We start from the raw sequence: 25,000 nt of genomic DNA on the forward strand, positions 1-25,000 counted from the left end.
TGCTACTTCTTCTATATTAGAAAAGTCGTCGGTTCAATCCATAATCTTCGTTAAATACTATCAACGTAAGATCGTCATTTCATTCTGACTTGAACCATATTTAGGAGAGATAATCGTGACAAAACCAATAACCAAAGAAGAATTATGGTCAAAAGTGCAAGCCGAATTTTTTACCAAGCTCGGTCGTGTTACTTTTTCCACCTATATAGAACCGCTAAAACCGCTGACACTAGGGGATACCAGTTTAACATTAGCAGTACCAAGTGATATGGCACAAGATATCATTGATCAATGGGATAGTGAATACTCCATGGATTTTGTACAATTTGCCATGTCGATTGCTGATGGTTTTATTAAGCCCGACTTGCAAGTGGCCGAAGCAAAGCCTACCACTATACCAACTTTTTCAGATAATTTATCATTTACGCGCGAATCTGACTTAAATCCAGATTTTACTTTTGAAAAATTTGTTATCGGTTCAGGAAACGAAAATGCCTATGCTGTCGCGCGTGCAGTTGCTGATGAGCCTGGACAAGTATACAATCCTTATTTAATTTATGGTGGGGTTGGTCTTGGGAAAACACATTTGATGCAAGCTATCGGCAACGCGTATGCTGTGTCGACGCCAAGCGCACACATCAAATACGCTACAGCTGAAGATTTTTTGAACGATTTTACTGAATCTTTGCGCGCAGGGGATGGCGCTACAGCAGCTTTTAAGCAAGAATATCGTTCTGTTGACCTCTTACTTGTTGATGACATCCAATTCTGGTCTGGAAAAGAAAAAGTTCAGGAAGAATTTTTCAATACTTTTAACGTTTTAACTAAAAATGGTAAACAAATCGTTATGACTTCAGATAAATTACCAACAGAGATTGTTGATCTACAAACACGATTAACATCACGTTTTGAAGCCGGCATTATGATGGATATTCAAAAACCTGATTTACCGACAAGAGTAGCTATTCTACAAAATTTGTCTGAATCTGATGGCTTAGATATTCCTAACGATGTGTTAGAACTGATTGCCGAAAAAATTGATTCCAATGTGCGTAGCTTAGAAGGGGCGTTTCATAAGTTTGAAGCCAGCTTGCGATATATGAATAAACCGGCTACAAAAGAGACTGCTCAACAAATATTAGGTGATTTAAATATTAATCAAGGCTTCAAGATCACTGTTGAGCGCATTCAACAGGTTGTGGCAGATTATTATATGCAAACTATTGATGATCTTAAAAGTTCAAGTCGCAAAAAAGATCTTGTCACTGCACGGCATGTTGCTATGTATCTAACAAGAACGCTAACAAATGAAAGTTTGCCTGACATTGGCCGTTCATTTGGTGGGCGAGATCATTCTTCGGTACTACATGCCACGACCAAAATAACTGAAAAATCAGAGAGCGATTCGCGTACAAAGGAAATGTTGGACGCCCTAACTGATGAAATTAAACATGGCAAATAACTCTAAGCATTGCTCATAAAAACGTATGTTTATAAAGTTGTAAAAATAGGGTAGTTACCAACAGCGTTGTGAACAACTACTTGTAAACGTTCTGTTAGTCACAGGTAACTTTTCCACAACATCAACACCCCTTATTATTACTACTACATATTTTTTATATAATTATTAATATAACTATCACTTATTTGCTTAATTTAAAAAGGAGTAACATCATGCAATTTACAATTAACCGTTCAGCCTTTATTAAAGCACTCAATGATGTATCACGTGCTATTTCATCACGAACAACTATTCCAATTTTGACTAATATCAAATTAGTTTTAAATGATGAAGAATTAGTCCTTACTGGTTCAAATGCAGATATTTCTATTGAAACAACTGTGCCACAATCAGATACTAGTGCCCAATTAATTATCACAACTCCTGGTGGCATTACCTTACCGGCAACTTTCTTTATTAATATTGTTAAGCGCCTTCCTAATGATGCAATGACTCTTAATATTGAGGGCTTACGAGCTACTATTACATCTGGTGCCTCATCATTTACAATTAATGGACAAGACGTACAAAACTACCCACAATTACCAGAAATGGATGATGTGCAAAGTTTGAGTGTTTCTGCTGCGCAACTTGTCGATATTATTTCGCAAACAAAAATTTCAGCTTCTACACAAGAAAGTCGACCAATTTTAACTGGGATACATCTACAATTAACAGGAAATAGCGTGAAGGCAGTTACAACTGATTCTCATCGCTTATCCCAACGCATTGTTCAACTAACAGGAACTGACGCCAACAATGTTGATGCAAATGTAATTATTCCAGCAAAATCTTTTAATGAATTACAAGCATTACTCGAGGGACAAGATCGTGTGGAAATCAAGTTTTCTACAAACCAAGCGGTGTTTGATTTAGGACATACAACATTTTATTCACGTTTACTAGAGGGAAACTATCCTGAGACAGATCGTTTGATTCCCACGGAGAGCACGACACAAATCACAATTGAGGCAAGCTCATTACTGGGTGCAATTGATCGAGCAAGCTTACTGAGTCACGAAAGTCGGAATAACGTTGTTCAATTGTCATTAAAAGCAGGGCGTGCAGTGTTAACCGGTACATCTCAAGAAGTTGGACAGGTGACCGAAGAGTTGAATGCCAATAGCATTGAAGGGGAGGACTTAGAAATCTCTTTCAATCCGGATTACGTTCGTGATGCTTTGCGTATTTTTAATGGCAAGCGTGTAGATGTTAAATTTACAAGTAATTTACGTCCGTTTACTTTGACACCTGAAGGAGAGACAGACAATAAACAATTACAACTCATAACACCAGTCCGCACGTTTTAAATTGAAAAATATGTCATTTGTTCAAATACTTGAAAATAAACCCGTTTAAACAAAAATAAACAAAACACACTAACGAGGCCTAGAATTGCTTATATACAATTTTAGGCCTCGTTTTTGAGCTTTTAGGGTTTAAAAATGGTATAATACTATAGTAACTACCGTGACCATTAACTCACAAAGAGAAAGCGATATATGACAACCAGCGTACGTATCACAACTGAATACATTACTTTGACACAATTATTAAAAGAAGAGAACATTATTTCATCAGGCGGCCAGGCCAAATATTATTTAATGGATTTTCCGGTGTTACTCAACGGAGAAACAGAAAATCGTCGCGGTAAAAAGTTATACGATCATGATGAGATTGTTATTGATGGCGAAACATACACAATTGAATTAGCAGAGAATGCTGAAGAGTTGATAGCAGAAGCTGAGACGCAAAGAGCTGAACGTGCTATGAACGCTAAAAAAACCGTCCGTGATGATCGTATTAAGGCACAAAAGGCAGCTGCAGCCAAAGCCCGTAAGGAAGCTAGATTTGCTGAATTACGCAAAAAAAATCGTACTCGTGCTGGTGGATTTGGTCGCTCGACAAACAAACCTAAAGGACCCGGTTCGTGGAACTCGAATCGTTAAAGCTCGATCATTATCGTAATTATTCAGATTTAACGCTGGAATTCAGCTCGGGTGTGAATGTTTTTCTTGGTGAAAATGCGCAAGGAAAAACAAACTTATTAGAAAGTATTTATGTATTGGCACTTGCAAGGTCACATAGAACCAGTAGTGACAAAGACTTGGTCCAATGGCAAGCAAAAGAAGCAACTATCAGTGGCCGGGTTAAACGTTCTATTAGTGAGACCCCGCTGTCGCTCCATTTTTCTAATAAGGGTAAAAAAGCACGGGTTAATCATCTTGAACAATCAAAGCTGTCGCATTATATCGGGCAACTCAATGTCATTTTGTTTGCACCAGAAGATCTTGAGCTGGTTAAAGGGGCGCCAAGCGTACGTCGCCGTTTTATTGACATGGAGTTTGGCCAAATGAACCCCTTGTATTTGTATAATACGACACAATACAAGCGGATTTTAAAAGAAAGAAATGCTTATCTTAAGCGTTTGCAACTTAAACAGACAACGGACACAGTATTCTTGGATGTATTGAGTGAACAATTGGTTGATGTAGGTTCACAAATTTTAATTGCACGTCAAGAATTTTTGAACAAATTAGAATTGGCTGCACAACCAATTCACGCTGAAATATCTGATCAGCGTGAAGCTTTGAAATTACGATATATGAGTTCGGTTGATTTTGCTTCAGATGCTAGTCTTGAAGAGGTGAAATCGGTATTCGCTGATGCATTGTCACGTCAGCGTTCACGTGAAATTATGCAAGGATCGACAATGGTTGGCCCTCATCGCGACGAATTACAATTTGATGTTAATGGGAATAATGTTGCTATTTTTGGTTCACAAGGACAGCAACGAACAACGGCGTTGGCTATTAAATTAGCCGAAATTGATTTAATGCAACAAGAAACTGGGGAGTATCCAGTATTGCTTCTCGATGATGTACTTAGTGAACTTGATGCCAGTCGGCAGACACATTTATTATTGGCAATTCAAGATAAGGTGCAAACATTTATCACTGCACCAACACTCAGCGATATTGCACGGCAACTCATTCGAAAACCACGTGTGTTTCATGTGAAACAAGGAGTGATTACACTCGAAAACGACACATAGGTTAAATCAATGAATTGATTTTGCTATGTGATGATAATAGATAGTACATAAAGGATACAAAATGGCAGAAAATAACGAAAATATAGATCAAGAATTAGAATCAGTTGATGATATTATTACTGATGACGAAGAAATCCGACACGCTAGCACGGTTGATGCGAAGGCCGGTGATTATAATGCTGATCAAATTCAAGTATTGGAAGGCTTAGAGGCTGTTCGTAAGCGTCCCGGAATGTATATAGGAACGACTACAGCCCAAGGTTTGCATCATTTGGTGTGGGAGATTGTCGACAACGGTATTGATGAAGCGTTGGCAGGATTTGCTTCCCACATAACGGTAACAATCGAAAAAGATAATTCAATTACTGTAACAGATGATGGACGAGGTATTCCGGTTGATATCCAAACAAAAACAGGGAAACCCGCGCTAGAGACTGTGTTTACCGTGCTTCACGCTGGTGGAAAGTTTGGTGGCGGCGGGTATAAAGTATCTGGTGGATTGCATGGTGTTGGTGCTTCTGTTGTTAATGCGTTGTCAACCGACTTAGATGTTAAAGTGGTTCGTGATAATAAAGTTTACTATATGGACTTCAAAGTTGGTCGTGTTCACACAACTATGAGAACCTTAGACGAGGAACCAACGATTGAACGCGGCACAATTGTTCACTTTAAGCCTGATACTGATATTTTTCGCGAGACAACAACTTATAATTACAAGACTTTGTTGACACGTGTGCGCGAGTTGGCCTTTTTAAATAAAGGATTACGTATTTCGATTGCTGACAAACGTTTAGAAGAACCAATCAAAGAGAGCTTCCATTTTGAAGGTGGTATTAAAGAATATGTTCAATACCTAAACGAAGATAAGCAAGTTATTTTTCCTGAACCGGTTTATGTTGAGGGTGAGGAAAATGGAATTGTCGTTGAAGCTGCTTTACAATACACAACTGACATAAAAGACAGTTTGCGTACTTTTGCAAACAATATTAATACTTATGAAGGCGGGACGCATGAAACCGGCTTTAAAACAGCATTGACACGTGTGATTAATGATTATGCACGTAAAAGTGGTCAAATTAAAGACGGTGCGGAAAGTTTGACTGGTGAAGATGTTCGTGAAGGAATGACAGCGATTGTTTCTATCAAGCATCCAGATCCACAATTTGAGGGACAAACTAAGACCAAACTAGGCAATTCTGATGCGCGTCAAGCCACAGATCGCATGTTCTCAGAAACATTTAGTCGTTTCATGATGGAAAACCCAAATGTTGCTAAACAAATTGTTGAAAAAGGTGTCTTGGCTCAAAAAGCACGTTTAGCAGCTAAACGTGCTCGCGAAATGACGCGTAAACAATCTGGTTTGGAGATTGGTAATCTACCCGGAAAGTTGGCAGATAACACATCAAATGACCCTGCCATTTCAGAATTGTTCATCGTTGAGGGTGACTCTGCCGGTGGTTCTGCTAAGCAAGGACGAAACCGTGTAACACAAGCTATTTTGCCAATTCGTGGTAAAATTTTGAACGTTGGGAAAGCTTCACTGGAACGTGTTTTGGCTAACGAAGAAATTCGCTCGCTCTTTACAGCTATGGGCACTGGCTTTGGGGATGATTTTAATGTTGAAAAAGCTAACTATCATAAAGTTATTATTATGACTGATGCGGATGTTGATGGCGCACATATTCGTACGTTACTTTTGACATTATTTTATCGCTATATGCGACCTTTGGTTGATGCTGGCTATATTTATATTGCTCAGCCACCTTTGTATGGCGTTGCTTTAGGCAACAACAAATCAATGACTTACTTGGATTCTGATGAAGAACTTGAGTCATATTTGTCGCAATTGCCATCCAATGTTAAGCCAAAAGTGCAACGATACAAGGGACTTGGAGAAATGGATTATGATCAATTAGCTGATACGACCATGGATGCTCAGAACCGTCGTTTATTACGTGTTGATCCAGCTGATGCTGAAGAAGCTGAAGCAGTTATTGACATGTTGATGGGTGGCGATGTGCCTCCACGTCGAAAGTTTATTGAAGATAATGCAGTCTTTGTTGAAAATTTGGATATTTAATCCAAGTGTGTTTAGTATTGAATTTAAAAACACAATATAAAAGTCATAAAATATTTGCGAGGAGTAAATAAGTAATGTCTGAGTTAAACGACAGCCGTATTAAAAATGCGAATTTGTCAGAACAAATGAAAACGTCATTCTTGTCATATGCCATGTCTGTTATTGTGGCACGTGCACTGCCAGATGTGCGCGATGGCATGAAGCCGGTACATCGACGAATTCTGTATTCAATGATTGAACAGGGAAACACACCAGATAAGCCACACAAAAAGTCGGCTCGTATTGTTGGGGATGTAATGGGTAAATATCACCCCCACGGAGATTCTGCAATTTATGAGTCAATGGTCCGGATGGCACAACCTTTTTCATACCGACACATGTTAATTGACGGTCACGGAAACTTTGGTTCTGTCGATGGCGACGGTGCTGCTGCTATGCGGTATACGGAAGCTCGTTTGAGTAAAGTCGCCATGGAAATGGTTCGTGATTTAAACAAAGATACAGTTAATTTTATTCCCAACTATGATGGTGAGGAACGCGAACCGGAAGTATTACCAGCACGTTTTCCAAATTTGTTGGTTAACGGGGCCACCGGAATTGCTGTTGGAATGACAACGAACATTCCAACTCATAACCTTGCTGAAGTGATTTCTGCGCTTCATATTTTGATGAATAATCCAGAGGCTACCACAGCCGACCTGATGGAAGCATTACCTGGACCCGATTTTCCCACTGGTGGTATTGTTATGGGAAAGTCAGGTATTCGTCGTGCATATGAAACTGGACGTGGCACTGTAACTGTACGTGCAAAAGTAGATATTGAGCAACTTAAATCAGGTAAAGAGCAGATTGTTGTAACTGAGCTACCTTACGCCGTTAACAAGGCGCGTTTAATTGAGCGTATATCTGAATTAGCACGTGATAAAAAGATAGAAGGCATCACAGGAATTCGCGATGAATCCGATCGTGAAGGCTTACGAATTTCTATTGATGTTCGTCGCGATGCTTCGGCAAGTGTCATTTTAAATAATCTATATAAGCAAACATTATTGCAGACTAGTTTTAGCTTTAATATGTTGGCGATTGATCACGGTGCGCCTAAGACAATGAGTTTGAAAGAGATACTTGTTGCTTATCTGGCACATCAACGTGAAGTTATCCGTCGTCGTACAGTATTTGAATTACAAAAGGCACAAGCGCGCGCACATATTTTAGAAGGTTTACGCATTGCGCTTGATCATATAGACGAAATTATCACAATTATCCGTTCGTCAAAGACCTCTGAGGAGGCTAAAACTCGTTTAATTAATGGTTATGCTTTATCTGATAAACAAGCACAAGCTATCTTGGACATGCGTTTGGTTCGTTTGACTGGCTTGGAACGTGACAAGATTGAAGAAGAATATCAAAAACTTGTTGCTCTGATTGCTGATTTGAAAGATATTTTGGCGCATGAAGAACGTGTTGATGAAATTATTTATAATGAGCTACTAGAAATCCAAACAAAGTTTGGTGACAAGCGTCGCACAGAATTGCAGGTTGGTGACGTTCTAAGTATTGAAGATGAAGATTTGATTGAAGAAGAAGATGTAATCGTAACATTGACTAATAGTGGTTACATCAAACGCGTTGCAACTGGAGAGTTTAAGGCACAAAATCGAGGTGGTCGTGGTGTTCAGGGTATGAATGTTCATGATGAGGATTTTGTTGACCAGATGATCTCTACATCAACGCATGATACTTTGTTGTTCTTTACTAATAAGGGTAAAGTCTACCGTATGAAAGGCTATGAAGTACCAGAATATGGTCGCCAAGCGAAGGGAATCCCAGTTGTTAATCTTTTGAATTTTGAAGGAAATGAAAAAATTCAAACCGTTATCAATGTTCGTGGGGAAGCCGGTGAAAGCAATGATTACCTATTCTTTGTAACTCGTTTGGGTGTTGTCAAGCGTACAGCGGTAAAGGAATTTGCAAATATTCGTACGAATGGACTAAAAGCCTTAACTTTGCATGATGATGATGAAGTACTATCTGTTCAAATTACTGATGGTACGCAAAATATTATTATTGCGACACACAATGGTTATTCAGTTAGTTTTGCTGAAAACGATGTACGTGTTATGGGACGTTCAGCTGCTGGAGTCCGTGGTATTCGCCTTCGCGAAGGGGATCTAGTGGTTGGTTCTGACGTGTTGGAAAAAGATCATAATGTTTTGATCATCACGGAAAAAGGTTACGGAAAGCAAACACCAGTGAGCGAATATCCAATCAAGGGTCGTGGCGGTAAAGGAATTAAAACGGCAAATATCACCGAGAAAAATGGTCCCCTTGCTGGAATGACTATTGTCAGTGGCCAAGAAGATATTATGGTTACGACGACACAAGGTGTAATGATTCGTTTTAATGTTGATTCTGTCAGTCAGACAGGACGTGCAACACTGGGTGTACGTTTGATTCGCTTAGAAGGTAATGCCAAAGTGGCTACGTTAGCAAAAGTAGAACACGAGGAAGTGCTAGAGGATGTTTCACGTGAAACATCTGATAAGGCACCGTTGGATGAGCAACAAATTGACCAAGTTTCAGAACTATTAGATCGTGCACAAGACGATACTGATAAATAACAAAAAATAAACCAACAGGACGTTAGTAGCCTGTTGGTTTATTTTTTTATAAAAGATAGAACAATTGAAAACTTGGTAGAAAACAAATAGTATAACAACTAATTTTCATAATGTTATAATACATTAAAATTAAGGAGTAGTGATTATGAGCATATACGATTATTTTGCAACCTTAGAAAACGGAGAAACTTATTCACTTAATAAGCTAGCCAATCATCCAGTAGTGATTGTTAATACTGCTACGAAGTGCGGCTATGCACCACAATTTGGTGAGTTAGAAAAATTATATAAGAAGTATAAAGATAAGGGACTAGTAATTTTAGGCTTTCCATCTAATCAATTCAAACAAGAGTTAGAAACCGCATCACAAGCAGCCCAAGCATGTCAACTTACTTATGGTGTAACTTTTCCAATGCATCAACTAGTTGCCGTGAATGGTAAAAACACAGATCCTTTGTTTAAATATTTGAAAGAGAATTCAAAAGGAATGCTGGGTAGTAGCACAATCAAATGGAATTTTACAAAGTTTTTAGTGGATAAGGAGGGAAACGTCGTAAAACGCTATGCCCCAAAAACAGAACCCAAGGATCTTGAAGAAGATATTGAAGATGTTTTATGAATGTCACGCATTCCGGTAAAAACCTTAAGTATGTATTGTTGGTGTCTTAAACTGGATCAAATGGTGTTGGAATTTACGTGTCACCGGTAACAGTGTACCATCTGTTAATTCAATTATTTTTTCTGACTTTAAGTATTGCTTGATAAAGTCACGATTAATACAAAATGATGCATGAATCTGTATGAAGTTTTCATGGCTTGAAGCAATGGTTTTGATTGTATTTCGAATTTTGCTTACACCATTCTTTGTGAAAACATTGATATAATGTGTACCCTTATTACTGGAGACATAAGAAAGATGGTTGAGGTCGAATTGGACGAGGTGTGCACCATTGCGTATAGTAATCAGGTTAGGAGATTTTTTATCGTATCGTTTAAGTACTTGATCAGCTGTGTAAATAGCCGACTTGAGTTGTTGTGCGAACGCAGACTCAGGTTGTGATTTGTCAATAAAGTCCAATGCACTGATGTGATGTTGAAATGTGTGCCATGATAATTCACAATGAGTTGTGACAATAATAATCGGTGAAATAATATCATTCTTGCGAATTAGTTGCGCAGTTTGAAGACCTGCATAAATGACGTCTTTAATTTCAAGATCCAGTAAAATAATCTTCGGGGTTTTATCTTTTAGCACTGCAGATAATAAATTGGCAGGCGAAGTGAACGTGTGAATATGTTGTATATACTGTTTAATACGCTTTTGTTGTGTAATGTCGTCTTCTAGCAGATAAATCATTGTGAAGTTCTCCGATAGTAAGCGTCTGCGTAAAATTCCGATTCATCAAAGTAGCATGCATCGAAATCGTAGGCATCCGCGCCATGTACTGTTCTACAAAGGTTAATCCAATACCAGAGTGACCCGGTTTCGTTGAGAAACCATTTTTGTTCATGTTTGAAAGGGTCACATTCTGATTAATGGTATTTGTAATACTGACAATATGATAATCGTTATCTGACAAAATAGATAAAATGACCTTCCTTTCGATGCTGTTTATGGCTCCCTCAATGGCATTATCAAGCAAAATACCAATAGTTCGATAAAGATCTAGCGTCACAGTCATATTGAACTTTTCTGCAATATCGACTTTAAAAAATAGACCACTATCAATAGCATATTGATTTTTGACAACGAGTAAACTACGTAGGTTTAAATCGGTGATCAATTGAAGATTTAAAGTTGGTGAAAGAGGTAAAGCACTAGTACTTTCTGATAAGAAAGAATGATAGACTTCTTCTATTTCACATAAATTTTTGGTATCAATCGCTAGAGCTAAACTGGCAAGTATATTTTTATAGTCATGTTGAAAATGTCTGTAGGACGAACAAATTTGCTCCAGTTTCGTAACATATGTCTGTGTGGCGCGACTTTCATATTCGTGTTGTGTGCGTAATTGCTGAAAATACCTGCAGAGGGGGTAGATCATGATAATTAGTAAAAAAATAAATGTTAATTCAACTAACCAGATAGAATCTAAGAACATATTGATAGGTATCGTAATTGATAAATTCAGAGTAGGGTTCATTTTGAAAGTCTTTCGTTTGTATAATAATAGAGGATTATGTAAATAAATTACAAATACTTTGCTAATCGTATAATACGAAATAAATTTTCGAAAAGCTTATTTTGAATTCATAGCGTTGTCGGTTTAATTGCTAATTAATCCATGAGTTTTAAAATTGGATATAATTAGGGTGAGAATTATATTTTCTTAATTCGGAAAGGAATTTGTGACAGCATATGTGAGCATTCTGCTGACTGTTTACATTTGTTAGGTCATTATTTATAGAATGATTTTTTTCTTAAATGCAACTATGCAACCACAGAAATCAGGAATTGAGCATGCGCAATTAAAACGCGCCGATCTTTTTCGAGCACATGGAGAACAGTTTAAAATTGTGCTTCGCGAATGGGATCCTCTTTTGCATGAAAACATGAAAGCAACCAGCTTAAAATCCTTCGAGGTGATTAACATGTTTGATTATTTTCAGGAAGCAACTGAGGTATCCGATCAGACGATAACAGTTGATAATCTAGATTTTGGTGTGGCTAACACGCATAGAGTTGAAGAGCTTAAAAAAAATCGTTATCTTATTTACGATATAAATCAACAGCTTATTGCTCGTGTTAATTATCGGACTGATCAAAAGCAAGTGGCATCTACTGAGTTGTTTGATGGTTTTGGTAATTTATATTGTGTTAATATGTATGATTCTCGAGGCTTTGTTTCTCTATCTCAATGGTACACACCTGATAATAAGATTGGTTCCGAAACATGGCAAAGTCCGGAAGGAAGAACGGTTTTAGAAGCATTTAACAAAATCAATAGTGATGGATCGGTTGAAAAAGTTTGTTGGCGGTTGATAAGTAGGGTAGGCGAAATCCATATTTTTGATACACTTGAGCAAGTAACCTTGCACTTTTTAAATTTGCTTAATGATGAGTACTGGTCAAAAAATGAACCAAATATTTTTATATTAGATCGTGCACATTTAGCTCAAACTGTATTGCGTTATTTGGATAAACCATCGTACAATGTACTTTTTTTGCATAATTCTCATGCTAGTGACGCGAGTCATCCTGAAAAGGGCATATTAAATAATAATTATGAGTATAGTTTGTTTAATATTAACGTCTATGATGCTGTGGTTAGCGCTACGGAAAGGCAAAAAAATGATATTCGCAGTCGATTCAAACCAACCACGAAACTATTTACAATTCCAGTTGGCGTTATACCAATGAAACAGTTACAACAGCAACGTGTGCCTATGGCAGAGCGAACATTTGGTAAAGTCGTGGCATTGGCACGTAAAGCACCAGAAAAACAACTTGACCAATTAGTAAAAGCGGTTGCGTATGCGCGCCAGCAAGTGCCACAAATAACGCTTGATTTATATGGGTACAAGGATCCAACCAATAATTTTCTTGCTGAACGTTTGATTGAGTCAGCCATTAGAGAAAATAATTTAGAAAACATTGTGACATTGCATGATTATACTAATCAGGTTGCATTGGTCGAACAAGACGCGCAAGTTTTTGGTGTTACTTCAAGTATGGAAGGGTTTAATTTATCGCTGATGGAAGCGTTGGCACAGGGAGACATTGGGGTAACTTACGATGTCAACTATGGTCCAAATGCAATTATTAATGAGGGAAAAAATGGTTACATCGTGCCTCTAAATGATTACAAATCTATGGGTGAAGCGTTAATTCACATCTTCAAAGAGCCACGTCTCATGCAACAACTCAGCGACACATCCTATGAAATGTCTTATCGATATAGTTCTGACACGGTGTGGGCACAATGGTGTTTACTTTTGGTCGATGCAAAAAAAATGTGGCCAGTCAAACAAGCTAATTATTTTCATATGACGATTAATGATCTAAAGGGTGCGGATGAGGAGAGTGAATCATGAATTATTTCATTTCGGAGAATGCATTTGAATTTAACTCCGGTACTGAATTTTCTCAGGCTGCTCGCACATCGATGTATAATTCATTTGGCAATTTAACGTTATTTGTTACACGGAATTATACACCAGTATTCCATCGGACAATTAAAACCCTTGGGTTAAATGACCATCAAGTTTTGAATATGTATGATTTTTTCCAAGAGGCGACGCGGGTTAGCCGAGCCAAACAAAATTTACGCGAATCTGTCACAATTCCTAAAAAAAGATACGTCATTGAAAGTCCTAATCCCGACCAATCATTGATCCTAAATGAGGGACGCACTGTTGCTAAGGTAAATGTCATGCCGGCGACAGTTGCGCTAATGGGTAATGTTGAATACTTTGATCGCTTTGATCATATTGTTGCACGTGACGAATGGGACTATCGTGGTTTTAAGTCGTCAACCGCTTATTTTCATCCAAATGGTGAAGTTAGTCTGCAAAAATTCTATACTCCTGTTGGGAAAGTTGTTTTAGAGATCACACATATGAATGTCCAAGGGCATTTGATGCCAACGATGTATAAGTTGATTAATTATTGTGGTGCAAATTACCGGTTTAATACAGAAAATGAATTATTTACCTTTTTTATGAACGAGCAACTGAAACAAAATCCTGGGACTATAATTTTAGAAAGAGCTAGTATGTTGAATACCATACCGGGAATAAAAAGTACAAAAGGAAAATATTTTTATTTGCATAGTTCACATACAAATTTGAAGGGACAATTGTTGACAACATTAGTTGAATTGATGCGCGGGGCACTAGATTTTACCGGTATTATTGTGGCCACGAAACAACAACAGCAAGATATGCAGCCATTAACAACACTACCCGTGTTGGCTGCACCAGATACGATTGTCAAAGAAAATAAAACAAATTTATTGGCCAATTGTAAATCACATAAAATTTTAGTATTGGGCCGAATTGCCAAAGAAAAACAACCACAAGATGCGCTGTATATCCTAAAAAGCGTGCAAGCTAGTGTAGCAGATGCGACGCTAGAATTTCGGGGTTACAGTACTGATCGGCAGCTATTAAATGAGTTAGATTTATTAATTGAACAACTAGGGTTAAAAAATACTGTTACATTTGGTAACTATGTTGTTGGTAAAATGTTGGATGATGTAATAGAAGGAGCGCAAGTATTGCTATCAACCGTACCAACTGAAGGGAACGGTATGCAAAATATTGAAGCGATGTCGCATGGACTTCCTGTAATCGCGTATAATGTTAATTATGGACCAAATACATACATGTCAAATGAACAACTTGTACCAATTGGTAATTATGATCAGGCTGCAAACAGAATAGTTTCGCTATTTCAAGATGATAAGCAATGGCAAGAGGCTAGCATATTAGCGTCCCAACAAGCACAATTATTTACCAAAGATAGTGTTTATAAGCAGTGGCAAGATTTGAACTTGCAATGAGTTAAATATGATTTAGTCTAAAATCAGGAGAATTGATCTCCGTACATATGAGGTACTTTCGATGAGAATTCACATTATGCCAAACTGGAGCGAACTTGGCGTAGAGATACCACAATTTAATGACAGCATCCATCAAGCACAATTATTTTTAGAACAAGGACAAGAAGTTGCCTTCATCTTGTGTGATTATCTACCCAAATTGCGTGGTATATTGTCAAACAAAAATATTGATAAAGCTACCGTTTGGTCAGCGTTTGATGTATTACAACATATTGACTTGTCAGCGCCACGACCTGTGGCATTAAATGACTTTACTTGGCCGGATTATGCAGAGTTTATGACGTTGACCGATCGAATTCTAGTCAACGTTTCTGGCCAGCACTACGCGACAATTTGGAGTGATCAATTATCATTTGACCATATTGACTTGTTTGCTGACGATATGATGACGCAACAATTAATCATTGATGATCGAGGATTTGTATCAAAAGTTATCGTATTTGATGAGGGTAATCAAGTTCGAACAGACTACTTGACCCCTAGTGGTGATATTGCGTTGCAAGAGGATGAACTGACTGGTCTTGTAACAACGCAACAGTTGTGGACAGAGCAGACACAATTTTCTAATATGACGGTATTGATTCATGAACTCGTAAGTTATTACTTGAATAAAATACCCGATGATGAAAATATAATTATTTCTCCAAGCGTAACTACTGGTGAAATACTTGAGGATATTGCTATCAAACAACCAATAATTGTCAGCGTACAAAATAATTTTGTTGAAGTAGGCAAGGAATTGGGAAAAATTAGCGATTTTATTGTTACGGACAATGAGCGACATCAACAACAAGTAATAGCATTTGATGGTGAAACAAAGGAAGTTGCTATCGTTCCACCATACGCAACAGATATGGTGGAAAACGAACATCTCCAGAGTCCACTGGTAAGTCTATTTATTTCAGCACATAATTTATCTGTTGCACAACAAACGATAGTTATTGCTGCATTAATTAATATTATTAATGAATATGACACGACGACAGTTGTATTTGAAACTTCTGATAAAACTTCAGCAATGCAAAAACAAATTCATGAAGCAAGTTTAAAAGCTAAAAATGAGCATGGCTTGGTAGATCAGGACAGTCAAATGGCCTTTAAATCACGTTTTCATTTCTTGGAGACTCAAAATGAAGAACAACTTGTGCGTTATATGAAACACACACAAATCCTAATTGATTTGGATAATGAACCAAATCAATTCTTACAAACCGTGGCAATTAATTTTTCTATACCACAAATTAACAGCGCGGAAACAGTCTACCTTGAGCCTGATAAAAATGGTAAAGTATTGGCAGACTTTGCAGAGTTAGACAAAGCAATAAGTTTCTTTTTGGATAATAAAAAGCATTTTGAAATAGCACAAGAAGTATCCGCAGACATACAAGCGGAATATACTAGTGAAATGCTATGGATTAAATGGCAGCAAGTATTCAACAAAATCAAAAGTAAGATGAATAACTAAATAATTTGATGCAATGACAGGTGAAAAATGACAATATCAATTTTACAAATTGGCGCAGAAAACTGGGCACCATATATTACTGATAAGCTCGATTGGCACCATACATCAGTACTGGACCTACCTACTTTTTTAGCCATGCAAAGGGATCCGTACGTATTAGAACAAACCTATGTGTTGCTCACAGATGATCATCTTGAAAGCACGCTGCTATCCAGTCAAATTAATGAATGGCCTGCATTACGAGTGATTTATTTTGCTCATGAAGTAGCGTCTGATTTTCAAAAAATTCTTGATGAGCGACGCGCTTTTCGTATTGAAGAAAATACACCAGAAAATGTTGAAAAAAGAATAGTTACTGATATGGATACCAGCCAATATGGTTTTTCGACACGCTTTAGCGCCGAACAATTTATTCCTTATGTGCCTGAAGGAATTCATTTGCAACGACAAGGAGATTTTTCAACACAATTTGAAGGTGAATTTGGAGAAGATTGGCAACAATTAGGAACACTAAAGGCTGGTACAAGTGATTTTCAAAGTGGTCGGGCAAACGAGGTATGGTTGGAATACAATCATACAGAGAAAGCTGAACCGGCCTTGCTATTTGTGTTTTATAAAAATGGTGAAGTATTGACTCAACAGTTGATAGCTGGTCAATCATTGCGCCAATTGACAACTGTAGCGCCCCCTGAAGATTACGAAAATTATGAAATCTTGGTTTTGGGTAAAGGTCAGGGAACCATTGATTTTTACGTCATTCACCAAAGAGCCTCTCGACATGGGTTGGGACATTTGCTACCAGGTGGAACGTGGCAGCTTACCAAAGAAAATGAAGAAGTGTTAAGTTACTTTAATCCCGGAGATCGTCAAAAACCACTGATTGTCAGTTTTGCGGATACGAGGCTTCATGTTGATGGGTTTGAAATGCAAGAAGCGTTAAATCGTCTAGGAACACCATATTTATTGTTTACAGATGCGCGTGTACAGGGTGGCGCATTTGATATTGGAACAGCAGAATATGAAGCGACCATCATTAGAATAATTAAGCAAAAAATGAAAACATTAGGACTACGTGCCGAAGATCTTATTTTGATGGGTGCTTCTATGGGTAGTTACCCTGCTTTGTACTACGCTGCTGATCTTAACCCCGCTGCTGTTGTCATTGCAAAACCAATTGTTAATTTGGGCACATTCACTGCTGGATCAACTATTTCACGTGGCTTTGATTATGGTTGGCGTTTAGATGTACGACGTTATTTGAGTGGCTATGTTAGGCCTGATGATAACGTAGCCATGAATGAAAAGTTATGGGAACACATTGAGAATACGAACTGGACAAATATCAAAGTGGCTTTATTTTCGATGTCTCAAGATGAATATGATGGTCAGAGCTTAGGTCAATTATTAGATTTCTTTGCCAAGCATAATGTCCCAGTAAAGCATGAAAGTGAAGAAGGGCAACATACGGAGAAACTTGATGAAATGGTTGACTTCATGATGACTAATTTAAATGTATTACAAAACACTATGCGAGCGGAGGGTGAATAATGCAATATCAAATTTATTGGACACCCAATACTGAACTGCTGGGACTTCAAGGGGCAACAGTTGACTTCAGGTCGTTGAATGAAGTGTATTATGAAAATTATTTTTTACCAAGTGGAGAGGTTGTTGCGAGATGGCATTCTACATACAACAGAATGAGTGGTCAACCGGTGGTGAAGGCAGACTTGCCCCAGCTGTCACACGGTGAGACATATGTGATAGAGCGTCATATTGATGCCAGTGACCGGATGTTTGCCTATTTGGTGGTGACTTTTTTTGATCAGCAATACCAGCCAATTGCTACTTTCAGTGAAAATACTGAAAGACTGTTGATCAATACACCAGATGAATATGCTTTCTATGTTATTGATTTAGTTTCTGCAGGAAGCGGACATTTTACATTTCATAATTTCGATATTCGCATAAAAAGGGCTGGTATTTTGCGAGAAGACGACCAAGAAATAGCGCCACAATTATATAATTATTTGCACCAGCCAGAGAAAGTGACGAGTAAAGTATTACGGGTTATTTTTTCAGAGCCAGAAGAAGCGGTAACTGACTATGTCACGAAAAAAATAAAAACAACGCAACAAGCCGTATTATTTGTTGCAAGTGGCACACTAAAAGCAGGTTATTATCGTCAGTTAGAACTAATATCAGGCATTAAAACTGCACGAAAACAGGCTAAGGCGCACAGTCTTGAGTTTGTTGGTTATGGACCAATATCTAGTTACGCTGCCCTCTATTATCAGCAACAAATTAAAAAGAGTGTGGCCATAATTAGCGAAGATATTTTATTGTCCCCTGGAAAGTCAGAATGGACAATTGAACGTAGCGTTGATGGCGTCAGCTATCTTACTAGTTCGATAATGCCCAACACTCAACTTGATCTAATCATTTCACATCCAAAATATGAGCGATTAGAAACACTGACATATGAGACGCCAACGCCTGAAGAATATGAGCAGCAATTGTTGTATGAGGCAGCACATCCAAAACCTGGCGCATTCTCTAAGCTTTTTGGTCAAAAAAACAAATGATAAGTTATTTATAACCAACAAAAAAGAGCCAAACATTTACTTGTTTAGCTCTTTTTCTGTTGGTTTTTTAAGGTAACAGTAGCTATACTCGTTAATTGGTTAGTAATATTTTCTGTAATTTTAACATGCCATACTTGAAGTGAATGACCAATATTAACTGGGGTTGCAGTGGCAATCAAAATTCCTTTGCTTACTGGTTTTAAATGGTGTGTTTGGATATCGACACCAACAGGAAATTGATTATCAGATAAAGCTTCTTTTGCACCTAATGAGGCTGCTGTTTCAGCTAATAAGGCGTTAATACCACCATGAACAATGCCATAAGGTTGCATAATTTTATCAGTGACAGCTAACTCAACAACTGTTTTATCAGCAGACAATATGGTGGTTTTTAATTCTAAAAGTTCTATAATATTCATAATAACTAATTTCCTTTCTGAATGGAGTATAACAAATGACAACTTGGAGCGCTATTAAGAAGTACGACGAGATTCTTTTTGAAAAAAATAGTGATGGCAAAAATCCTGGAAAAATTGCTAAAATTACGATGAACGACGTCGCAACACACAATGCTTTTACACCGGGGATGGTATCTGAAATGATAGATGCTTTTACAATTGCACGAGATAACGCTCAAATTGGTGTGATTATTTTAACTGGTGCTGGAGATAAAGCTTTCTCCTCAGGTGGGAACCAAAAAGTACGTGGTAATGGTGGGTATGTTGGTTCTGATGGCATTCCTCGTTTAAATGTTTTGGACTTGCAACGACTAATGCGTATTATTCCTAAGCCGATTATTGCTATGGTCAAGGGTTGGTCTGTCGGCGGTGGAAACGTATTGCAATTGGTTGCTGATCTGACTATTGCTGCTGACAATGCTAAATTTGGTCAAACAGGACCAATGGTAGGCTCGTTCGATGCTGGATATGGTTCAGGCTATTTAGCTCGAGTAATAGGGCATAAGCGTGCCAAGGAGGTATGGTTCTTGAATCATTTCTATACCGCTGAGGAAGCCTATCAAATGAATTGGATTAATAAAGTGGTGCCAATAAATGGAGTAGAAGACGCCACAATTGAATGGGCTGATGAACTATTAACTAAGTCGCCAACTGCTCTCCGCTTCATTAAAGCGGCGATGAATGCCGATACAGATGGACTTGCAGGCTTACAGCAATTTGCTGGGGATGCCACTATGCTGTACTATACATCAGACGAGGCTAAAGAAGGTCGTGATTCATTCAAAGAAAAGCGCGATCCTGATTTTGATCAATTCCCAAAGTTCCCATAAATAACGGAGGTTTAACACGTATGACCTTAAAAATTGCGATTGCACAAATTGATATAGCACTGGGGAAACCAGCCATTAATGAGCAAACAGTAATCGAGTATGCTCAGAAAGCTGCAGCAGTCGAGGCTGATATTTTAGTTTATCCTGAAATGTGGAATACGGGGTATGATCTCCTTAATTTGGAGACCGTATCTGATCCTCAAGGACAAAGAAGCGTTAATTTGTTGCGTGATCTCGCTAAAAAATATCATCTCAACATTGTTGGTGGTTCTGTGGCAACAGCCCAAGCAGAGAACAAATTTTACAACACGATGTTTGTTTTCAATGACAAAGGCGAACAAGTTAGTGAATACAATAAGTTACATTTATTTGGACTAATGAATGAAGAGAAATTCATGTCAGCGGGCAATAAAACAAATCTTTTTAATTTGGCGGATGTACCATCTGCCGGTGCCATTTGCTATGATATTCGCTTTCCAGAGTGGTTACGTACTATGATGAGTCAAGGGCCACAAGAAATTTTGTATATCGTTGCCGAATGGCCAATTCAACGAATAAAACAATGGCAACTTTTGCTGCAAGCACGAGCTATTGAAAATCAAACATTTGTGGTCGCTGCGAATCGTGTAGGTCGAGATAACGACAATACATTTGGTGGTCGTTCATTAATTATTGACCCACTAGGAAATATTGTCCAACAAGCAAGCGATGACAAAGTGGAATTATTAGTAGCAGAAATTAATATTAATGATGAAAAAGCTATTCGAGGAGAAATCCCAGTGTTTAGCGATCGTCGTCCAGAACTTTACAGATAAGGTGAATAACGTATGCATTTTGAAGAATCCGACTTACTTAAAACACTACCTAAACAATTTTTTGCAACACTTGTTGCCAAAGTGAATGCGAAAATTGCTGCCGGCAAAGATGTGATTAACTTGGGGCAAGGGAACCCTGATCAACCTACCCCTGAGTATATTGTTGAATCTTTACAAGCGGCTGCAGAAAATCCGGCTGATCACAAATATTCATTATTTCGCGGTGAAGAACGTTTTAAGAAAGCCATTGCAGAATTTTATGCTGATGAGTATGGCGTGTCAATCGACCCAGAAACAGAAGTAGCTATATTAGCCGGCTCGAAAATTGGTTTGGTTGAGCTGCCGTGGGCATTAATGAATCCTGGGGAAACATTATTATTACCAGATCCTGGGTACCCTGATTATTTATCTGCCGCAGCATTGGGGCGCGTAAATTATGAAGCAGTACCTTTAAAGCAAGAAAATAATTTTTTGGTTGATTATGAAGCGATTCCAAACTCAGTAGCTGAAGCAGCTAAGTTTTTATATTTAAACTATCCTAACAATCCAACTGGCGCAATTGCAACTTCAGAATTTTACCAACAAACTGTGCGTTTTGCAGAAGAAAATCAGGTTGGTATTGTATCTGATTTTGCCTATGGGGCAATCGGCTATGATGGCCATAAGCCACTATCATTTCTACAAACAGAAAATTCAAAAAGTGTTGGAATTGAAACATATACTTTCTCAAAAACGTTCAATATGGCGGGGTGGCGAGTAGGATTTGCTGTTGGAAATGCAGAGATGATTGAAGCGCTTAATCTAATTCAAGATCATTTATTCGTTTCATTATTCCCAGCGGTTCAAGATGCAGCAATTGAGGCCTTAACAAATAGAGCAGCGCGTGAAAAAGCTGTTACAGATCTGACCAATCTATATCAACGTCGTCGTGATGTATTTATTAATGCAGTTCGAGAATTTGGTTGGGAACCTTACGTTCCGCGGGGAGCCTTTTATGTGTTGATGCCTGTACCTAAAGGCTATACGTCGAGTGAGTTTGCAGATTTACTATTAGAAGAAGCTAATGTTGCTGTAGCTGATGCATCTGGATTTGGTAAGGGTGGGCAAGGTTATATACGTGTCGGATTAACAATTGTTGAAGAACGTTTAGCTGAAGCTGCAAAACGAATTAGTAAGTTACCTATATTTTCAAAGTAAGCTGGAGACAGCTTATTTTTTTATTTTCATAAAAAACGAACGTTATTGACTTGTTACTGGAAATAAACAATACAGATACGATTAATAGTTTGCGAAATAAGAAAAAGGACAAGTAAAAAAAACAAGTAAAAAAAGTAGTTGACGAGGGGGAATAAAGTTGGTATATTAGTATATGTTCCGACGGAGCGAAGCGACGCAAAGCGTTGCGAGGCAAGGGGGAGCGAGAGCGTAAGGGCAGTGAGGTCGACGAAAACTTCTTAAAAGAAGTAGTTGACAAAGCGAAACGAGCGTGGTAAGATAATATAGTTGTCTCAGCGACAACGAGTAGCACATTGAAAACTGAACAAAACTTTGAACAAACGAATCTGTAGCTGTTACGTAAAGTAACAAAAACAAATTTGCGAAGTCAATTCGTAACAAACAATAAACGGATTACGTTATAGAGATATAGCGAAATATAGTCAGTTTAATCGAAGAGCAATCTTCAAATTTTCAAATTGAGAGTTTGATCCTGGCTCAGGATGAACGCTGGCGGCGTGCCTAATACATGCAAGTCGAACGCACAGCGAAAGGTGCTTGCACCTTTCAAGTGAGTGGCGAACGGGTGAGTAACACGTGGACAACCTGCCTCAAGGCTGGGGATAACATTTGGAAACAGATGCTAATACCGAATAAAACTTAGTGTCGCATGACACAAAGTTAAAAGGCGCTTCGGCGTCACCTAGAGATGGATCCGCGGTGCATTAGTTAGTTGGTGGGGTAAAGGCCTACCAAGACAATGATGCATAGCCGAGTTGAGAGACTGATCGGCCACATTGGGACTGAGACACGGCCCAAACTCCTACGGGAGGCTGCAGTAGGGAATCTTCCACAATGGGCGAAAGCCTGATGGAGCAACGCCGCGTGTGTGATGAAGGCTTTCGGGTCGTAAAGCACTGTTGTATGGGAAGAACAGCTAGAATAGGAAATGATTTTAGTTTGACGGTACCATACCAGAAAGGGACGGCTAAATACGTGCCAGCAGCCGCGGTAATACGTATGTCCCGAGCGTTATCCGGATTTATTGGGCGTAAAGCGAGCGCAGACGGTTTATTAAGTCTGATGTGAAAGCCCGGAGCTCAACTCCGGAATGGCATTGGAAACTGGTTAACTTGAGTGCAGTAGAGGTAAGTGGAACTCCATGTGTAGCGGTGGAATGCGTAGATATATGGAAGAACACCAGTGGCGAAGGCGGCTTACTGGACTGCAACTGACGTTGAGGCTCGAAAGTGTGGGTAGCAAACAGGATTAGATACCCTGGTAGTCCACACCGTAAACGATGAACACTAGGTGTTAGGAGGTTTCCGCCTCTTAGTGCCGAAGCTAACGCATTAAGTGTTCCGCCTGGGGAGTACGACCGCAAGGTTGAAACTCAAAGGAATTGACGGGGACCCGCACAAGCGGTGGAGCATGTGGTTTAATTCGAAGCAACGCGAAGAACCTTACCAGGTCTTGACATCCTTTGAAGCTTTTAGAGATAGAAGTGTTCTCTTCGGAGACAAAGTGACAGGTGGTGCATGGTCGTCGTCAGCTCGTGTCGTGAGATGTTGGGTTAAGTCCCGCAACGAGCGCAACCCTTATTGTTAGTTGCCAGCATTCAGATGGGCACTCTAGCGAGACTGCCGGTGACAAACCGGAGGAAGGCGGGGACGACGTCAGATCATCATGCCCCTTATGACCTGGGCTACACACGTGCTACAATGGCGTATACAACGAGTTGCCAACCCGCGAGGGTGAGCTAATCTCTTAAAGTACGTCTCAGTTCGGATTGTAGTCTGCAACTCGACTACATGAAGTCGGAATCGCTAGTAATCGCGGATCAGCACGCCGCGGTGAATACGTTCCCGGGTCTTGTACACACCGCCCGTCACACCATGGGAGTTTGTAATGCCCAAAGCCGGTGGCCTAACCTTTTAGGAAGGAGCCGTCTAAGGCAGGACAGATGACTGGGGTGAAGTCGTAACAAGGTAGCCGTAGGAGAACCTGCGGCTGGATCACCTCCTTTCTAAGGATAATCGGAAAGCGACAGGGACTTAAGTGTCAATTTGTTTGTTTCAAAGTTTTGTTTAGTTTTGAGTGTGATACTTTAATAGGTATCATGGTCTCAAAGTGATCCTATGGGGAATTAGCTCAGCTGGGAGAGCACCTGCTTTGCAAGCAGGGGGTCAGCGGTTCGATCCCGCTATTCTCCATAGCTAGTCGAAAGGCTAGCATGTTGTACATTGAAAACTGAATAGTAACAAATTCTTTTAAAAGCAATCGTAAGATTGCACTAAAATGAACCGAGAAACAACACAAAAAGTTCTTTAAAAAGAACGGTTTAATCGCAGGTCTGAAAAATGACCAACTCATAAACTTAAACCACAACTTCGGTTGTATAGGTTAAGTTAATAAGGGCGCGTGGTGAATGCCTTGGCACTAGGAGCCGATGAAGGACGTGACTAACTACGATAAGCTTTGGTGAGCGGTAAGTACGCTATGACCCAAAGATTTCCGAATGGGGAAACCCAACTCGTAAGAGTTGTCTGTATCTGAATACATAGGATATTTGACGGAATACGCTGTGAACTGAAACATCTCATTAGCAGCAGGAGCAGAAAGAAAAATCGATTCCCTAAGTAGCGGCGAGCGAACGGGGAAGAGCCCAAACCAACGTGCTTGCATGTTGGGGTTGTAGGACTGATATATAAGAGTTACAAAAGTGTTTTATAGCAGAACAAGTTGGGAAACTTGGCTATAGAGGGTGATAGCCCCGTAAGCGAAATGAAGCACACTCTTTTCAGGATCCTG

General features: G+C 39.0%; 18 protein-coding genes, 1 tRNA gene and 2 rRNA genes (1 of these 21 cut by a window edge). 18 read left to right on the forward strand and 3 right to left on the reverse strand.

From position 1 onward, the window contains the following. Positions 1-115 precede the first annotated feature (115 nt). The 7 genes from dnaA (at position 116) to LEUM_RS00040 (ending at position 9,876) form a co-directional block, all read left to right on the forward strand. Positions 116-1,462, forward strand: coding sequence for a chromosomal replication initiator protein DnaA (dnaA, locus tag LEUM_RS00010; RefSeq protein ID WP_002816101.1), 1,347 nt, complete (start codon positions 116-118; stop codon positions 1,460-1,462). 212 nt (positions 1,463-1,674) lie between these two features. Beyond that, entirely contained in the window at positions 1,675-2,811 is a 1,137-nt protein-coding gene (gene dnaN / locus LEUM_RS00015; protein ID WP_011679023.1) for a DNA polymerase III subunit beta, read from the forward strand. A 192-nt stretch (positions 2,812-3,003) separates the two neighbouring features. Beyond that, the gene (yaaA, locus tag LEUM_RS00020; RefSeq protein WP_011679024.1) at positions 3,004-3,450 is read left to right on the forward strand and encodes a S4 domain-containing protein YaaA; all 447 of its coding nucleotides are present in this window, start codon (positions 3,004-3,006) and stop codon (positions 3,448-3,450) included. Then, on the forward strand, positions 3,432-4,556 hold the full coding sequence (recF, locus tag LEUM_RS00025) for a DNA replication/repair protein RecF (protein ID WP_011679025.1): 1,125 nt from the start codon (positions 3,432-3,434) through the stop codon (positions 4,554-4,556). Before yaaA ends, recF begins: the two co-directional genes overlap by 19 nt. A gap of 61 nt (positions 4,557-4,617) precedes the next feature. Beyond that, on the forward strand, positions 4,618-6,636 hold the full coding sequence (gene gyrB, locus LEUM_RS00030) for a DNA topoisomerase (ATP-hydrolyzing) subunit B (protein WP_011679026.1): 2,019 nt from the start codon (positions 4,618-4,620) through the stop codon (positions 6,634-6,636). Between the two features lie 74 nt (positions 6,637-6,710). Next, positions 6,711-9,257, forward strand: coding sequence for a DNA gyrase subunit A (gene gyrA, locus LEUM_RS00035; RefSeq protein WP_011679027.1), 2,547 nt, complete (start codon positions 6,711-6,713; stop codon positions 9,255-9,257). 145 nt (positions 9,258-9,402) lie between these two features. Next, on the forward strand, positions 9,403-9,876 hold the full coding sequence (locus LEUM_RS00040; protein ID WP_002816095.1) for a glutathione peroxidase: 474 nt from the start codon (positions 9,403-9,405) through the stop codon (positions 9,874-9,876). Between the two features lie 24 nt (positions 9,877-9,900). On the opposite strand, the gene LEUM_RS00045 is transcribed toward LEUM_RS00040, so the two are convergent. Beyond that, entirely contained in the window at positions 9,901-10,614 is a 714-nt protein-coding gene (locus LEUM_RS00045) for a LytR/AlgR family response regulator transcription factor (RefSeq protein ID WP_010286860.1), read from the reverse strand. Continuing rightward, on the reverse strand, positions 10,568-11,401 hold the full coding sequence (locus tag LEUM_RS00050; RefSeq protein WP_010286857.1) for a GHKL domain-containing protein: 834 nt from the start codon (positions 11,399-11,401) through the stop codon (positions 10,568-10,570). The genes LEUM_RS00045 and LEUM_RS00050 overlap by 47 nt, the downstream gene beginning before the upstream one ends. 265 nt (positions 11,402-11,666) lie before the next feature. Between LEUM_RS00050 and LEUM_RS00055 the strand changes: the two genes are divergently transcribed. The 5 genes from LEUM_RS00055 (at position 11,667) to asp3 (ending at position 18,871) form a co-directional block, all read left to right on the forward strand. After that, positions 11,667-13,292: a glycosyltransferase gene (locus LEUM_RS00055; RefSeq protein ID WP_011679028.1), complete on the forward strand. Its 1,626-nt coding sequence runs from the start codon at positions 11,667-11,669 to the stop codon at positions 13,290-13,292. Further along, complete coding sequence (locus LEUM_RS00060) at positions 13,289-14,761, forward strand: glycosyltransferase (RefSeq protein WP_011679029.1); 1,473 nt, start codon at positions 13,289-13,291, stop codon at positions 14,759-14,761. The genes LEUM_RS00055 and LEUM_RS00060 overlap by 4 nt, the downstream gene beginning before the upstream one ends. 76 nt (positions 14,762-14,837) lie before the next feature. Further along, entirely contained in the window at positions 14,838-16,286 is a 1,449-nt protein-coding gene (gene asp1, locus LEUM_RS00065) for an accessory Sec system protein Asp1 (RefSeq protein WP_010290250.1), read from the forward strand. Between the two features lie 27 nt (positions 16,287-16,313). Continuing rightward, positions 16,314-17,834, forward strand: a complete 1,521-nt coding sequence (gene asp2 / locus LEUM_RS00070; RefSeq protein ID WP_011679030.1) for an accessory Sec system protein Asp2 — start codon at positions 16,314-16,316, stop codon at positions 17,832-17,834. Beyond that, positions 17,834-18,871, forward strand: a complete 1,038-nt coding sequence (gene asp3 / locus LEUM_RS00075; protein ID WP_011679031.1) for an accessory Sec system protein Asp3 — start codon at positions 17,834-17,836, stop codon at positions 18,869-18,871. Before asp2 ends, asp3 begins: the two co-directional genes overlap by 1 nt. 44 nt (positions 18,872-18,915) lie before the next feature. On the opposite strand, the gene LEUM_RS00080 is transcribed toward asp3, so the two are convergent. Next, complete coding sequence (locus LEUM_RS00080; protein WP_011679032.1) at positions 18,916-19,290, reverse strand: PaaI family thioesterase; 375 nt, start codon at positions 19,288-19,290, stop codon at positions 18,916-18,918. A gap of 35 nt (positions 19,291-19,325) precedes the next feature. On the opposite strand from LEUM_RS00080, the gene menB reads away from it, so the two are divergent. The 6 genes from menB to LEUM_RS00110 all read left to right on the forward strand — a co-directional run. Further along, positions 19,326-20,159: a 1,4-dihydroxy-2-naphthoyl-CoA synthase gene (menB, locus tag LEUM_RS00085; RefSeq protein WP_011679033.1), complete on the forward strand. Its 834-nt coding sequence runs from the start codon at positions 19,326-19,328 to the stop codon at positions 20,157-20,159. Positions 20,160-20,179: 20 nt separating this feature from the next. Further along, positions 20,180-20,974, forward strand: a complete 795-nt coding sequence (locus LEUM_RS00090) for a carbon-nitrogen family hydrolase (RefSeq protein WP_010289422.1) — start codon at positions 20,180-20,182, stop codon at positions 20,972-20,974. Positions 20,975-20,986: 12 nt separating this feature from the next. Continuing rightward, positions 20,987-22,171 (forward strand): pyridoxal phosphate-dependent aminotransferase, encoded by a 1,185-nt coding sequence (locus tag LEUM_RS00095; RefSeq protein ID WP_010289419.1) that lies wholly within the window; start codon positions 20,987-20,989, stop codon positions 22,169-22,171. A 493-nt stretch (positions 22,172-22,664) separates the two neighbouring features. After that, positions 22,665-24,215: ribosomal RNA gene (locus LEUM_RS00100) — 16S ribosomal RNA — on the forward strand. Between the two features lie 114 nt (positions 24,216-24,329). Further along, a tRNA-Ala gene (locus LEUM_RS00105) sits at positions 24,330-24,402 on the forward strand. A gap of 188 nt (positions 24,403-24,590) precedes the next feature. Next, positions 24,591-25,000 (forward strand): 23S ribosomal RNA (locus LEUM_RS00110); it runs 2,506 nt beyond the window's last position. Together the 16S and 23S rRNA genes with 1 tRNA gene alongside form the textbook arrangement of a ribosomal RNA operon.

Source organism: Leuconostoc mesenteroides subsp. mesenteroides ATCC 8293, assembly GCF_000014445.1.
Taxonomy (GTDB): domain Bacteria; phylum Bacillota; class Bacilli; order Lactobacillales; family Lactobacillaceae; genus Leuconostoc; species Leuconostoc mesenteroides.